The sequence below is a fragment of the Flavobacterium sp. GL_143 genome (assembly GCF_057834355.1).
Window position 1 is genome coordinate 2,236,457 of record NZ_CM174401.1, and the last position, 13,857, is coordinate 2,250,313.

At 32.3% G+C, this 13,857-nt stretch carries 14 protein-coding genes; 3 read left to right on the plus strand and 11 right to left on the minus strand.

Annotated elements, in window-relative coordinates:
- Together lpxK and AC3IPI_RS09755 are read left to right on the plus strand one after the other, a co-directional pair.
- On the plus strand, positions 1–1,026 hold the full coding sequence (gene lpxK / locus AC3IPI_RS09750) for a tetraacyldisaccharide 4'-kinase (protein ID WP_039118101.1): 1,026 nt from the start codon (positions 1–3) through the stop codon (positions 1,024–1,026).
- Positions 998–1,810: a purine-nucleoside phosphorylase gene (locus tag AC3IPI_RS09755; RefSeq protein WP_039118100.1), complete on the plus strand. Its 813-nt coding sequence runs from the start codon at positions 998–1,000 to the stop codon at positions 1,808–1,810. Before lpxK ends, AC3IPI_RS09755 begins: the two co-directional genes overlap by 29 nt.
- Here the strand turns inward: AC3IPI_RS09755 and AC3IPI_RS09760 are convergent.
- From AC3IPI_RS09760 to lipA, 3 genes are read right to left on the minus strand one after another with little or no spacing between them, the layout of a single operon-like run.
- A complete protein-coding gene (locus AC3IPI_RS09760; RefSeq protein WP_489158731.1) occupies positions 1,807–3,984 on the minus strand; it encodes a tetratricopeptide repeat-containing hybrid sensor histidine kinase/response regulator in 2,178 nt (725 codons plus the stop codon). The two genes, AC3IPI_RS09755 and AC3IPI_RS09760, sit on opposite strands and share 4 nt — an antisense overlap.
- 26 nt (positions 3,985–4,010) lie before the next feature.
- Positions 4,011–5,015 (minus strand): type I glyceraldehyde-3-phosphate dehydrogenase, encoded by a 1,005-nt coding sequence (gene gap, locus AC3IPI_RS09765; RefSeq protein ID WP_489158733.1) that lies wholly within the window; start codon positions 5,013–5,015, stop codon positions 4,011–4,013.
- Positions 5,016–5,043: 28 nt separating this feature from the next.
- Entirely contained in the window at positions 5,044–5,913 is an 870-nt protein-coding gene (gene lipA / locus AC3IPI_RS09770) for a lipoyl synthase (RefSeq protein ID WP_195735449.1), read from the minus strand.
- A 277-nt stretch (positions 5,914–6,190) separates the two neighbouring features.
- Here lipA and AC3IPI_RS09775 point away from each other — a divergent pair, with 277 nt between their 5' ends.
- On the plus strand, positions 6,191–7,060 hold the full coding sequence (locus AC3IPI_RS09775) for a M48 family metalloprotease (RefSeq protein WP_489158735.1): 870 nt from the start codon (positions 6,191–6,193) through the stop codon (positions 7,058–7,060).
- A 57-nt stretch (positions 7,061–7,117) separates the two neighbouring features.
- On the opposite strand, the gene AC3IPI_RS09780 is transcribed toward AC3IPI_RS09775, so the two are convergent.
- The 8 genes from AC3IPI_RS09780 to hisC form a co-directional block, all read right to left on the minus strand.
- Positions 7,118–7,498, minus strand: coding sequence for a PH domain-containing protein (locus tag AC3IPI_RS09780; protein ID WP_035627768.1), 381 nt, complete (start codon positions 7,496–7,498; stop codon positions 7,118–7,120).
- Positions 7,499–7,659: 161 nt separating this feature from the next.
- Positions 7,660–8,469: an energy transducer TonB gene (locus tag AC3IPI_RS09785; RefSeq protein WP_489158738.1), complete on the minus strand. Its 810-nt coding sequence runs from the start codon at positions 8,467–8,469 to the stop codon at positions 7,660–7,662.
- A 154-nt stretch (positions 8,470–8,623) separates the two neighbouring features.
- Positions 8,624–9,175, minus strand: a complete 552-nt coding sequence (locus AC3IPI_RS09790; RefSeq protein ID WP_039112368.1) for an RNA polymerase sigma factor — start codon at positions 9,173–9,175, stop codon at positions 8,624–8,626.
- Positions 9,166–10,275: a glycosyltransferase gene (locus AC3IPI_RS09795; RefSeq protein WP_039112367.1), complete on the minus strand. Its 1,110-nt coding sequence runs from the start codon at positions 10,273–10,275 to the stop codon at positions 9,166–9,168. The genes AC3IPI_RS09790 and AC3IPI_RS09795 overlap by 10 nt, the downstream gene beginning before the upstream one ends.
- An 82-nt stretch (positions 10,276–10,357) precedes the next feature.
- Positions 10,358–10,972, minus strand: coding sequence for an FMN-binding negative transcriptional regulator (locus AC3IPI_RS09800; RefSeq protein ID WP_489158740.1), 615 nt, complete (start codon positions 10,970–10,972; stop codon positions 10,358–10,360).
- Between the two features lies 1 nt (position 10,973).
- Complete coding sequence (locus tag AC3IPI_RS09805) at positions 10,974–11,432, minus strand: GNAT family N-acetyltransferase (protein ID WP_489158742.1); 459 nt, start codon at positions 11,430–11,432, stop codon at positions 10,974–10,976.
- A gap of 11 nt (positions 11,433–11,443) precedes the next feature.
- Entirely contained in the window at positions 11,444–12,457 is a 1,014-nt protein-coding gene (murB, locus tag AC3IPI_RS09810; protein WP_489158744.1) for a UDP-N-acetylmuramate dehydrogenase, read from the minus strand.
- A gap of 164 nt (positions 12,458–12,621) precedes the next feature.
- Positions 12,622–13,722 (minus strand): histidinol-phosphate transaminase, encoded by a 1,101-nt coding sequence (hisC, locus tag AC3IPI_RS09815; RefSeq protein WP_489158746.1) that lies wholly within the window; start codon positions 13,720–13,722, stop codon positions 12,622–12,624.
- Positions 13,723–13,857 lie beyond the last annotated feature (135 nt).

Consider the following 13,857-nt stretch of genomic DNA (forward strand, 5'->3'; position numbering starts at 1 on the left):
ATGAATTTACTTCGAAAATTACTCTTCCCATTTGCCATTTTATATGGAATCATCACTAGTATACGGAATTTCCTTTTTGATAAGGGAGTTTTAAAATCAACATCATTTGATATTCCGATTATAGCCGTTGGTAATCTTAGTGTTGGGGGAACTGGCAAAACGCCACAAATAGAATATTTAATCCGATTGTTATCAGATAAATATCAGGTTGCAACACTTAGTCGTGGATATAAGCGACAATCTGAGGGTTTTGTGCTTGCCGATGAAACTTCTAATGCTGTTATATTAGGAGATGAACCTTTTCAGTTTTTTCAAAAATTCAAAAATATTCAGGTTGCAGTAGATGCTAACCGAACAAACGGAATTCAAAAATTACTTTCTCAACCTAAAAAGCCTCAGGTTATTTTGCTCGATGATGCATTTCAGCACCGAAAAGTAAAAGCTGGGTTTTATATTTTACTTACTTCGTATGGCGATTTATATGCGGATGATTGGATGTTGCCAACTGGAAATTTACGAGAGAGCAGGAGTGGAGCAAAAAGAGCGAATATTGTTATTGTAACCAAATGTCCTTCTGGACTTCAGGAATCCGAACAGGAAAATATTCGTAGAAAGCTAAAACTAGAGCCAACACAAGAATTATACTTTACTTATATCGATTATGATGATTGTATTTATTCTCAAACGGGGAAATTAGCAATCGAAGAAATTAAAAATGAGCGAAAATTGCTTTTAGCTGGAATTGCAAAGCCAACACCATTTTTTGAGTTTTTAAAATCTAACGATGATGAATGTCTTACATTCCCTGATCATCATCACTTTACAGAAACGGATATTACAACGATTGCGAATAAAGCAAAAAAACATAAAATTATTACAACCGAAAAGGATTATGTTCGCTTAAAAGGCACTAATATTGCGCCGCAATTATTTTATTTGCCTATTAAAAGCACTTTTATTAATTATCAAAGCAATTTTGATACAACAATTTTAAATTATGTGGGAAAAAGTTCAGGAAACAGTTAGTTATATAAAATCAAAAACACAGTTCACACCAGAATATGGAGTGATTTTAGGTTCAGGTTTAGGAGGTTTTACAAATGATATCGAAATAGAGTACACATTACCTTATAATGAAATCCCTAATTTTCCGGTATCTACAGTTCAAGGTCATAAAGGAGCTTTAGTTTTTGGAACTATTGGAGATAAAAAAGTGGTTGCGATGCAAGGTCGTTTTCACTTTTATGAAGGATATTCTATGGAAGAAGTTACTTTTCCGGTTAGAGTAATGAAGTTTTTAGGAGTTACTAAATTAATGGTTTCTAATGCTTCAGGAGGAGTTAATGCAGCTTACAAAGTAGGTTCGATAGTAATTATTAAGGACCATATTAATTTTGCACCCGAACATCCTTTGCGTGGTAAAAATGATGAGCGTTTTGGACCTCGATTTGTAAATATGAGTGAACCATATTCTAGAAAGATGATCATTAAAGCCAAAGAAATTGCATCAAGATTGAATGTTGAAATTCATGATGGGATTTATTTTGGTTTACAAGGGCCAACTTTTGAAACTTTGGCTGAATATAAAATGGTTAAAATTCTTGGAGCAGATTGCGTAGGAATGTCAACAGTACCAGAAGTTATTGTAGCACGCCATATGGATGTAGAAACTTTTGGAATCTCTGTAATTACCGATATGGGTAACGAAGAAAGTATAGATACAATCTCGCATGATGAAGTTCTTGAGGCGGCAAAAATGGCCGAGCCTAAAGTAAGAGCTTTGATAAAAAACTTGATTTTAGAGTATTAAGCGCTTACGTTAAAACATTTAGCGATAATGCTGTAAAATTCATCAGGAACAAAGGGTTTTGTTATTACGTCGTTCATCCCGAATGATAATAACATTTCCCTGTTCTCATCTAGCGAAATAGCAGTCAAAGCTATAATTGGCGTTATTTTGTCAAATTCTCTAATATATTTAGTAGCTGTGGTTCCATTTATTCCAGGTAAATGTACATCCATTAAAATCATATCAAATCGTTTGATTTTTAATAACTCAATCGCATCTTCTCCATTATCGATTACCTCGCAAGTAATGCCTTTATTCTCGAGCATTTTACGAGTAATCATTTGATTAATTCTATTGTCTTCTATCAATAGAATATTTTTGTCTTTTAGTTCGTAGTCGTTGTACAATTTGGTTTCTTCTTTAATAGCTAATGGTTCGCTGTCTATTAAAAACTTAAGTTTAAAAGTAAAGGTAGAACCTTTACCAACTTCGCTTTTAAGATTGATTTCTCCACCTAGCATTTCGGTTAATTTTTTTACAATCGTAAGTCCCAAACCAGTTCCTCCATATTTTCGGTTGACTTCTATAGAGCCTTGCGAAAAACTTTCGAAAACAGTTTGTAGTTTGTCCTCTGGAATTCCTATTCCAGTATCAACTATTTCAAAATAAACAGTTGCTGCTTCTTCTTTTAATGAATGTAGTTTTACAATTACATTTACACGTCCGTTTGCTGTAAACTTTAAGGCGTTATTAATCAGGTTCATTATAATCTGAGACAATTTTGTTGGGTCACCAATTAAATTGTCTGGAATGCTTTTGTCAATGTCTAGATTAAAATAATTTTTATTGGCAGTAGCCAATTCCTTCAAAGAGCTTTGTATGTTTATTAATAATTCCTTTAGATTAAAACTTATATTCTCTGTTTCAAGTTTATTAGAATCTATTTTATTGATTTCTAGGATTTCATTAATAAATGTAGTCAAATAATTCCCGGAAAACTTTAATGATTCTAAGTATTTTTTCTGTGATTTTTTTGGGTTATCCTCTATTAATAAATGCGTAATACCGTTAATTGCATTAAGAGGAGTTCGCAATTCATGACTCACCGTCGATAAAAACTCAGATCTGGCCTTTGATGCTTTTTCTGCCTTATTCTTTGCAATAATTAACTCATTATTTTTTTCTCTCAAAAGCATATTATTCTGATTTCGAATAATATTGTTTTTGTAAAGAGATAAACTCAAAAGAGATAAAATAGAGATTAAAGCAATAGCAAGAATACTTATTAATTTAGAGTATTTGTATGTTTTTTTATCTTCAAGGTCTTTCTTCTCTTTTTGGATAGCGCTGTTTATTACCTCTTTAGTCTTGAATTTTTTAAAATCATCAAAATCAGATTTTGAATTTTTTAATTTATAAATATAGTTTTTTAATTGATAATGTTCATCTAGATAAGTATAAGCTCTGTCATAATCCTGATGATTTTTATAATATTTACTAATGGCTAATAAAATAGTTGCCTTCTGGTTAAGGTCATTACTTTTTGTAGTTAATTCTAATGCTTTATCCAGATAGTATATGGCAGAATCATTTCTTTTTAAATCACTCTCTATAAGACCAAGTTGATAATAAGCATCAGTTTTTGTCTTTATAGTATTTTGGCTGTCAGGTAATTCAATTATTTTTTTGAAAGTAGAAATGGCTAAATTATATTCACGATTGGTTTTTAAAGCAATTCCTTTCTGAAGATTTAACGCCTGAGTTGAGTCAACGATATTTAACTGCTTAAATACCGATTTTGATTTGTCGAAATACGCCTGAGCAAGATTATGCTTTCCTCTTTCGGTATTGGTTATTCCAATATAATGTAGTGCAAGCGCTTTGGTGATAGATAAAGGTTTGTCTTTTAATAAATCAACACTTTTATTGAAGTTGATTAAAGCCTCATCATATTTTTTTTGATTGTAGTAAATTTTACCAAGCTTAAAAGTTTGGCTGGCTTGGTTTTCTATTTTATGAGTTGCTTGGCAAAATAGAATTGATTTTTCGGTAAAAAATTGCGCTTGGCTATACTTATTTTCTTTAAGGCTAGAATTTGCTTTTTGGTCATAATAGACAGCACTATCTGTATTCCGATTGAATTGGGAATACAAAAATGAACTGAAAAAACTGATTAGGATAAAAAGATATTTCATGTATTGTAATACTTTTTATTAGTAGTTTATACTTCCTTCGTTAGCAATATCAAATCAATTAATCTTGATGAATACCCAACTTCATTATCGTACCAACCTACAACTTTTACCATTTTATCGATTACAGATGTAAGCTGTGCATCAAATAAACACGAATTCGGATTTCCAATAATATCAACAGATACAATAGGGTCTTCGGTATAATCTAAAATTCCTTTTAAACTAGTTTTCGCTGCATTCTGAAATGCTTCATTAATCTCTTCAATAGTAACGGCACGTTTTACATTAAATGTAATATCGGTTAATGATCCATCAGGAACAGGAACGCGTATACCGCAACCACCAATTTTGTTTTGTAATTTGGGGAAAATTTTAGTTAATGCCTTTGCTGCACCCGTTGTTGTAGGAACAATAGATTGGCTTGCACCTCTGGCTCTGCGCAAATCTTTATGGGGTTGATCATGCAGACTCTGATCTGTTGTGAATGAATGTATTGTTGTAATGTAGGCTTGCTCAATACCACAAAGATCATCGATTATCTTAATCATAGGAGCTGCATTGTTTGTGGTGCAACTCGCATTAGAAATTATTGTTTCAGTTCCGTCCAGTATTCCTTCGTTTACACCTAAAACTACTGTTTTGATAGTATCAACTTCAGAAGGTGCAGATAGAATAACTTTTTTTGCTCCGGCAATAATATGTGCATTTATTTCTTCATGCGTTTTATATTTACCGGTCGATTCTATAACATAGTCTATGTTACAGTCTTTCCAATTTAGGTTTGAAATGTTTTTTTCATGAAAAAACAAATAATGTTTTCCATCAACGATTATTCCATCTTCATCACTGCTTACCACAAACGGTAGCACACCATGAATACTGTCGTATTTAATAAGGTGAGCCATAGTTTTTGTGTCGGCAATATCATTTATGGCAACAACTTCAATTTCGGGATGATTTAAAAGTAATCGAAACAAGTTTCGACCAATTCTTCCGAAACCATTAATAGCAATTCGTATTTTTTTATTCATTTAAGATAAAATATTCAAACATTTAAAACTAAAGAATATGTTTTTGCGCTTTGTAGGAAGAACGCACTAACGGACCGCTTTCGACGTGGCGGAAGCCTAATTCTAGTCCGAATTTTTCATACTTAGCAAATTGATCTGGAGTGATAAATTCTTTTACAGGTAAATGTTTTTTACTCGGTTGTAAATATTGACCAATCGTTACTACATCTACATTTGCATTGCGCAAATCAGTCATAGTTTGAAATACTTCTTCCTCAGTTTCTCCAAGCCCAAGCATGATTCCAGACTTAGTTCTGTTGATTCCTTTTTCTTTTAGGTAGCGTAAAACTTCTAAGCTACGATCGTATTTGGCTTGTATACGTACTTCACGAGTTAATCGACGAACAGTTTCTACGTTATGAGAAACAACTTCTGGATTAGCTTCTACAATTCTGTCAATGTTTCTTTCGATTCCTTGAAAATCAGGAATTAATGTCTCTAAAGTCGTATTTGGATTCATACGTCGAATTGCTTTCACGGTTTCAATCCAAATAATCGAACCACCATCTTTTAAATCATCTCTATCTACACTCGTTATAACGGCGTGTTTGATATTCATGATTTTAATAGAACGGGCTACTTTTTCAGGTTCGTCCCAATCTACAGTCTCAGGCCTTCCAGTTTTTACACCACAAAAACCACAAGAACGTGTACAAACGTTACCTAAGATCATAAAAGTAGCTGTTCCTTCTCCCCAGCATTCACCCATATTTGGGCAGCTTCCGGAAGTACAAATTGTATTTAAACTATATTTATCTACTAAACCACGTAGTTCAGTATATTTTTGTCCGATTGGGAGTTTTACCTTCAACCATTTTGGTTTTCCGATAGGTAAATTATTATCTATAACGCTTTCCATATTCATTATTCAAAGTACAAAGATAAGCAATGTTGTTTATTTGTTTATTTGTTTATGCTTTAATTTATAAAAGGATAACAAAATGAGTGTTAAATTCTTTTTTGCGAATTATTAATAATTCAAGATGAATGAAAGTTTTTTTGATGAAAATCGCAATAAATAGTCGGAATTTATGAAATTACAAGATAATTTTTTCTTCTAAAATTAATTGGTTTCCGAGATACGGGTATTTTAAAGATGTAGTATATTTGCTACAGTTAATTTAATAATTAAAAAGATGAAAAGAAAAACTATAGCGTTAGTTGTTTTGCTTGCAACTTTTGGTTTTACACAAGCCAATGCGCAAATAAATTTAGGAGAAAAAGCTTTAGGAGCTGTTCAAAAAGGAGTTGCGGGATTTACATTTAGCGATGCCGATGCAGCAGCTTTATCAAAAGAAGCAGTTGCAGAAATGGATGCTAAAAATCAGATTGCTCCAGCTACAGATGGTTATGCAATTAGGCTAAACAGATTGTTTGGAAAACATACTGCTGGAGAAGGATATACATTAAACTACAAAGTATATATGCTAAAAGAAGTGAATGCTTTTGCAACTGCCGATGGTAGCGTACGTGTATATTCTGGTTTAATGGATATTATGGATGATAACGAATTACTTGCAGTTATTGGTCACGAAATTGGTCACGTTGCCAATCATGATTCAAGAGATGCGATGAAAGCTGCTTACAAAAAAGAAGCTTTAATTGATGCTGCGGCTTCACAATCAGCAAAAATTTCTGCTCTTACAGATACGCAATTGGTAAAAATTGGAAATGCAATGATAGATAGTAAACACAGCAGAACTCAGGAATCAGAGGCTGATTTGTTTTCTTATAACTTCATGAAAAAGAATGGCTATAATGTAAATGCCGAAGAATCTGCATTTAGAATTCTTGCTAAAATGAGCGAAGGTGCCGAAGGATCTTTCTTGGATAAAATGATGAGTTCACATCCTGATTCTAAGGAAAGAGCAGATAATGCTAAAAAAAGAGCTGAAAAAGACGGAGTATACAAACCATATGTTCAGCAAAAAATTGTTAACACTGTGCCAGTAGCTGCAAAGAAAACGACAACTAAAAAAACAGTTAAAAAAACGACTAAAAAATAATTAAGTCTATTTTTAGAATTGAAGATAAAAAAAGCAGAACCTAGGTTCTGCTTTTTTTTATTTTAATACGTGGTGTGCTAATACTTTTTGAACTTCATATACATTTACCGATTTATTAAATTGTTTAATAATACTCGGATGCAATTCGCTCGAAACCCAAATTTTTAATTCAGCGTCAAGGTCAAAAGTTCCTGCAGTTTCTACACTAAATCTTGTGATGCTTTTGTATGAAATCGATTTGTATTCGGTTTTACTACCAGTTAATCCTTGTTTATCAACCAGAATTAATCGTTTTGTAGTAAAAATAAAAGTATCGCGAATAAGTTTAAAGCCTAATTCTATTTCTTCATTATCGGTTAAAAGTAAACCGTATTTTTTAATTAATTCGTCCTGACTTACTGTACCTGCATTACCAAGCATTGCCGAAAATATTCCCATAATTTATTGTTTGTTTTGATGATTTTAAAAAAGCAATTTTCATCAGTAAAGATACATTTTTTTATAAAAAACTTACTTTAGATAATTAGATAAGAATTGCTTTTTTAAAACAAAAGGGCATAAAAAAAGCAGAACCTAAATTCTGCTTTTTAATTTTATATTTATTCAGTTTTTATTGTAATAGGTAGGTTGTATGCAGTACGAACTGGTTTAGAATCAACCATTCCTGGGCTCCATTTAGTTCTTAAAGATTTTAAAACTCTAATAGCTTCTTTGCCTAAGCCGTATCCTGGATCATTTCTTACAAGGATATCGGTCATGCTTCCGTCTCTCTCAATTACAAATGATACATAAATACGAATCGTTCTTTCACTATCTAATTCCGGACGATTAAAATTGTTACCTACATAAGTATAAAACTTATTCATCCCTCCAGGGAATTCTGGTAATTTGTCTAGAGAACCAGTAGGCATTGGATCATTAATAATTGGTGCTGTTACAACTTCTGGTCCACCACCTCCACTTTGTATGGCATTTGTTAGTATTCCGTTACTTTCGCCACCTGTTGCTTTTACCGCCACAACGTTCTCGGTAGCCTTTGCTACTTCTTGTGTAACTTGGCTTGCTTCTACAATTGTAGGGTTTACAAGTTGGCTTTTTTCAATAGCAGTTTCAACAGGCTGAGATTTTACAGCAGGCATTTCTGCAGATTTCTCATTAATGTGAACTTCACTCACTTGTACAATTGTCGGTAAACTATCGGGGATAGTGGTTATTACATCGACTTTGTTCAGTTTAGTAATAAACATTGAAGCGCACACAATGGCTGTGGTAAAAAACAATCCCATGAAAAGTGCCTTAATTGAGTTTTTTGAACTTTCATGGCGTAACTGGTACGCGCCATACTCTTTGTTTCTGTTTTCGAATACAAGGTCAATCCATTTGTTTTCGTAGATGCTTGATGTTGACATAATTCACGGTTTTTTAAGGTTAAGTAGTGGTTAAATCATAAGCAAAAAATTGTTTTACCTGATAACGTTAATAATAAGAACTTTGGTATGCGGGATTATTGTTTATTTAAGAATAAAGGTGTAGATGTTTTATCCTTTGCTTAAAGATAATAAATTATCTTTTGTTTTTAATCACTTCTGCTAATAATTTTTTAGCGCGAAGTAATTTTATTTTTACATTGCTTAAAGGCTCGTTTATTTTGAGTGCAATTTCTTGGTAACTCATTTCCTGAAAATAGCGTAGCTGAATTACTTCCTGATAATGTGGCTTTAATTCTTTAATGCAATGTAATAATCGGGATAAATTCTGTTCAGTGATTAATTCATCCTCTACCGACGGAGTAGTGTCGGCAATATTATAAGCTTGTTGGTTTTCCTGATCGGTGATTTCTATAAAAAGATTAGTTCTCTTTTTACGTAATAAATCTATATGTACATTCTTTGCAATAGCAATAAGCCATGTGTTGAATTGAAATTCGGAATTGTACGTTTTTATTTTATCAAAAGCTTTAGAGAAAGTTTCGATGGTAATATCTTCAGCAATGGTTTCGTTTTCGGTGCGTTTAAGCATGAAGCCATAAACTTCGTTCCAATAATGGTCCAACAAAAAAGTGAAGGCAATTTGATCTCCATTTTTTGCTTTCTCTATTTTAGAATTTATTTCCAATGTACCGGTTTTGAAAAGATATTAGTTATAAAGATATTAATTTGAGTGAATATAAGCACAATTTCTACAATAGGAAACCAAAATTTTAAATCATTTTCTTTTAATTTCCCTGCTGAGAAACCTACAACAAGCCACGCAGCAATATAACGTACCAAGAATAAGCTTAATACAATTATCCATTGAAATTGAAATGCAAGTAAAATAATGGCAAGTATAAAGAATAATAATTGTGAGCTATAAAAAACACCCAATTGAATTTTATCAAAAAACTTATAATAATTAGCTGTAGCTATATGTCTTCTTTTTTGAATAAACCAGTCTCTATAAGTTTCCTTAGGTTTAGAATAAGTAAAACTCTCAGGAGAGTATGATAGAGTTGTGTTGTTGCTATTTGCAGCTTCATTAATAAATAAATCATCATCGCCAGAACGAACCTGAATATGTCCGATGAATCCGTTTACGTTAAAAAACTCTTCTTTTTTATAGGCTAAATTACGACCAACTCCCATATATGGGTGACCTGCTTTTGCCCAAGAAAAATATTGTAAGGCAGTGAGTAAGGTTTCGTAACGAATGATTTTATTTAGGAATGATTTTTCTATTCTTTCGTAAGCGCCATATCCTAAAACGATTGTTTTGTTCATTGTAAACTGTGAACTCATTGCAGTAATCCAATTTTTAGAAGTAGGATAACAATCAGCATCAGTAAATAATAGGTACTCTTTTTTGGCAGCTTTAATCCCTAAAGTTAGAGCATACTTTTTATTTCCCCAAAAGGCTTCGTTATTTTTTACTTTAACTAAACGTACTAAATTTGGGTATTGGCTTTCGAAAAGTTCAAAAATTTCTAAAGTTTCATCACTTGAAGCATCGTCTATTAAAACAATTTCAAAATCAGGATAATCTTGCTCTATTAAAAGCGGAATATACTTAACTGCATTTTCGGCTTCGTTTTTTGCACAGACAATAACTGAAATTGGAATTCTTTTTGGAGTGATATTCTGTGTTTTAGCAAAAGAAAATTTACTAAATATACCCAGATAGTAAGAAAGTTGTACAACAACGATAGCAATAAAAAAGTATAAAATAATTGTAAGCATCTGATTTTAATGTCTTTTAATTTTAAATCTTGCGAGTGCAAATGTAATTATGAATTCCCGATTTTCAACCCTTAATTTGTAATTACTTTCTGCATTTTTCCATTTCTTTTGCAACCGCAATAGACTGAGGGTTTTCTGTTTTTTCTAAGGCTGTGATTATGTTTTTGTAATTAACATCGTCTCTGTTTTGAGACATTTTTTTAGTAGCCTGAATTTCATCTATTTCAATCTCGAAAGCGATTATTCCGTGTGCTTGTCGCATTGTTTTTGCAGATAAATCTTCTACTCGAACAGGTTTTTCTGAACTGGCTTCATATTTATCGACTAGTTTTTTTAGCGATTCTACTGCAGCTTCGTGATCTACAATTTTTATTCTACCATAGATATGTACTGCAATATAGTTCCAGGTAGGTACATTTTCATGATCATACCATGAAGACGAAATATAACTATGCGGACCAGAAAAAACAGCAAGAATTTGATCATTCTGTGTAAAGCCTTCTCCTTGCGGATTTAGTTTAGAGATGTGACCGCACAATATTTCTTTGCCATCGGCATTGGTCTCTATTTCTAGCGGAATATGTGTTGCCCACAATTTTCCATTCGTCTGATTGATTAATATACCGAAGCTATTTTCTTTAAGAAAAGCTCTAATTGCTTCAGGATCTTCATTTTTGAATATACTTGGTGTGTGCATATTATATTAAGTTTTTTCCAAAACAAATTGCTTCGGAGTTATTTACATATTTGCCGTAGTTTGGAATGATTTTATAACCTGATTTTTGATAGAATTGTGTTGCTTCCAGATTTTTAACCCGAGTTTCCAGAATTAATTCATTGTAACCAATCTCTTTAGCTTTCGTTTCTAAGAAAGATAAAATAGATTGACCGATTCTCTTTCGAGGATATTTGGCATACATCCGTTTTACTTCGCCTGTAGTTTCTGTAATAGGTCGTATTGCGCCACAACCTACGATTTCGTTATCGAGTTCGGCGGCAATAAATAAATATTTAGAGTTATTGTTGTTCCAATCTGTAAATGAGTTTTTCCCGTCGCTGCCAAAACGTTCCTGAAGGTTCCTGCATAACTCATTAATAATAGGAGCTATATTTTTGTTATCAGGGTTTATTGTTTTGATAGATAGAGTTATACTCATATTTTTTAGATTTAGATTACATTTACTTCTGCTTCTATATGTATTCCGAATTTTTCGAAAACTGTTTTTTGGATGTCTTTAGAGATTGCCAGAATTTCTTGTCCAGTAGCATTTCCGTAATTAACCAGAACCAAAGCTTGATTCTTGTGAATTCCGGCATCGCCAAAACGTTTTCCTTTAAAACCAGCTTGTTCTATAAGCCAGCCAGCAGGAACTTTAACTTCAGTTTCGGAAACATCATAATATTTCATTTCTGGGAATTTCTGATGTATCTTTTCGAAGTCTGATTTTAATAGAATAGGATTTTTAAAGAAGCTTCCGCTATTTCCTAGTTCTTTTGGGTCTGGTAATTTACTTTGTCTAATCGCAATTACAGCATTACTAACGTCTTTTAAATTAGGGTTTGTAATGTTGTTTTTGGCTAGTTCGGCAGTAATATCCCCATACGAAGTGTTGATTTTATGATTGCGCTTCGTTAGTTTGTAAGTTACAGACGTAATAATATATTGGTCTTTTACTTCGTGTTTAAAAATGCTTTCGCGATATCCGAAATTACATTCCGCATGAGTAAAAGTTTTTATTTCCTGAGTTTCGATATTCATTGCCTGGCAAGAAACAAACGTATCTTTTATTTCGGTTCCATAAGCACCAATGTTTTGTACAGGAGTAGTTCCTACATTACCAGGAATAAGCGACATGTTTTCTAATCCGCCAAAATCTTGCTCGATTGTCCAGAGCACAAAATCATGCCATGTTTCTCCAGCTTGACTTTCAACCCAAACAAAATCATCATTTTCGTCAACTATCTTTTTTCCTTTTAAATCAATATGAATTACCAAGGCATCAATATCTTTAGTTAAAAGCATATTACTTCCGCCACCTAAAATAAATTTTGCTTGGCTTTTATTTTCTTCTAAAACCTTTCTCAATTCATCAATTGAATGTACGGCAATAAATTGTTTTGCTTTGGCTTCAATGCCAAAAGTATTATGATTTTTTAAAGAAAATTGAGATAGAATTTCCATAAATGCGAAACTTTTTTGTAGAATTAATCGAGAGCTCAAAAGTAAGGATTTTAATCTATTTTGAGTTGAGTTTCTATAAAATAACAGACGATTAAATTCGTTAAAAAATAAATTGATGTTATAATATCTTGCAAAAGCTTTAGATAGCTTTTTTTGATAAAGATTTATTTTAAAGCTTCAATAAATTGTTGCATCTCTTTCATGGTGCCTATCGTGATTCTCGTCCATTTTCCATTTTCTTCATAAATTTTCGTTCCTAATATATTATGATCTTCTAATTGCTTGAAATAATCTTTTTTATAATTGGCTAAAGAGAAATAAATAAAATTTGAATAGGACGGAATACAAGTTATGTTTAATTGAGTAAGCTGATCAATAGTATATTTTTTTGCTTCTTCGTTTGAGGAATATACTTGTTTAGTAAAATTCTCATCATTTAGAGATGCTATGGCAGCAGAAGCTGAGATAACGCTAACTGACATATTTGTTGATGATTTTAAATTGCCTAATTGCTCAATAATGGCAGAATGTGCAATTGCATAGCCGATACGAGCACCAGCTAATCCGTAAAGTTTTGAAAAAGTCTTGGTTATTATCAGGTTTTTGTTTTCAGTAACAAGGCTGCTTAATGATTGTTCTGTAGTAAAATTGATATAAGCCTCGTCTACAAAAACCATTGTTTTTTTGGTTGCTTCGTTAATAAAGGATACCAATTTTTCTCTGTCACAAATTGTCCCCGTCGGATTGTTGGGATTGCAGATGTAGACCATTTTTGTGTCTGAATCAATAGCTTTTAACATCGCTGTTAAATCATGTTTTTTGTCATCAGTTAATGGAATGGTGATTTTTTTTAAGCCTAATTTATCAGAAGGCGCTATCCAGTAATCGAATGTAGTTCCAGCAATTATAAAATTACCTTTGTTTAAAGCTGCGTATTGAAGGACTAAATCTAAAATTTCGGTCGAACCTGCACCTAATAAAATATTGTTATCTGAAACGTTATTCTTTTTTGCGATAAGAGAAATTAATTCTGACCAAAGCTTCCAGTTATATCTATTACTGCTGTTTACGCTTTTTGTCATTGCAGCACGAGCAAGCGGAGAAGGGCCGTAAGGATTTTCATTTGATCTTAATAGTATAGGAGAGTTATCTAAATTGGGTAAGATGTAATCTGATGGAGTATTTGCAAATCCATCAAATTGGCAAAAGCCTAATCCTATTGTGCCTAATCCTATTTGTTTCAGCCAGTTTCTTCTGTTATTCATATTTATTTAAGAATTAAATTAAACTATTCTGTAAAACAGTATGACGTTAGGATTGAAGAAATGTTACGCGTTGAATAAAATAAGATTTTTTACCGCAAAGTGCGCAAAGATTATTATCTCACTATGTATAGAAAA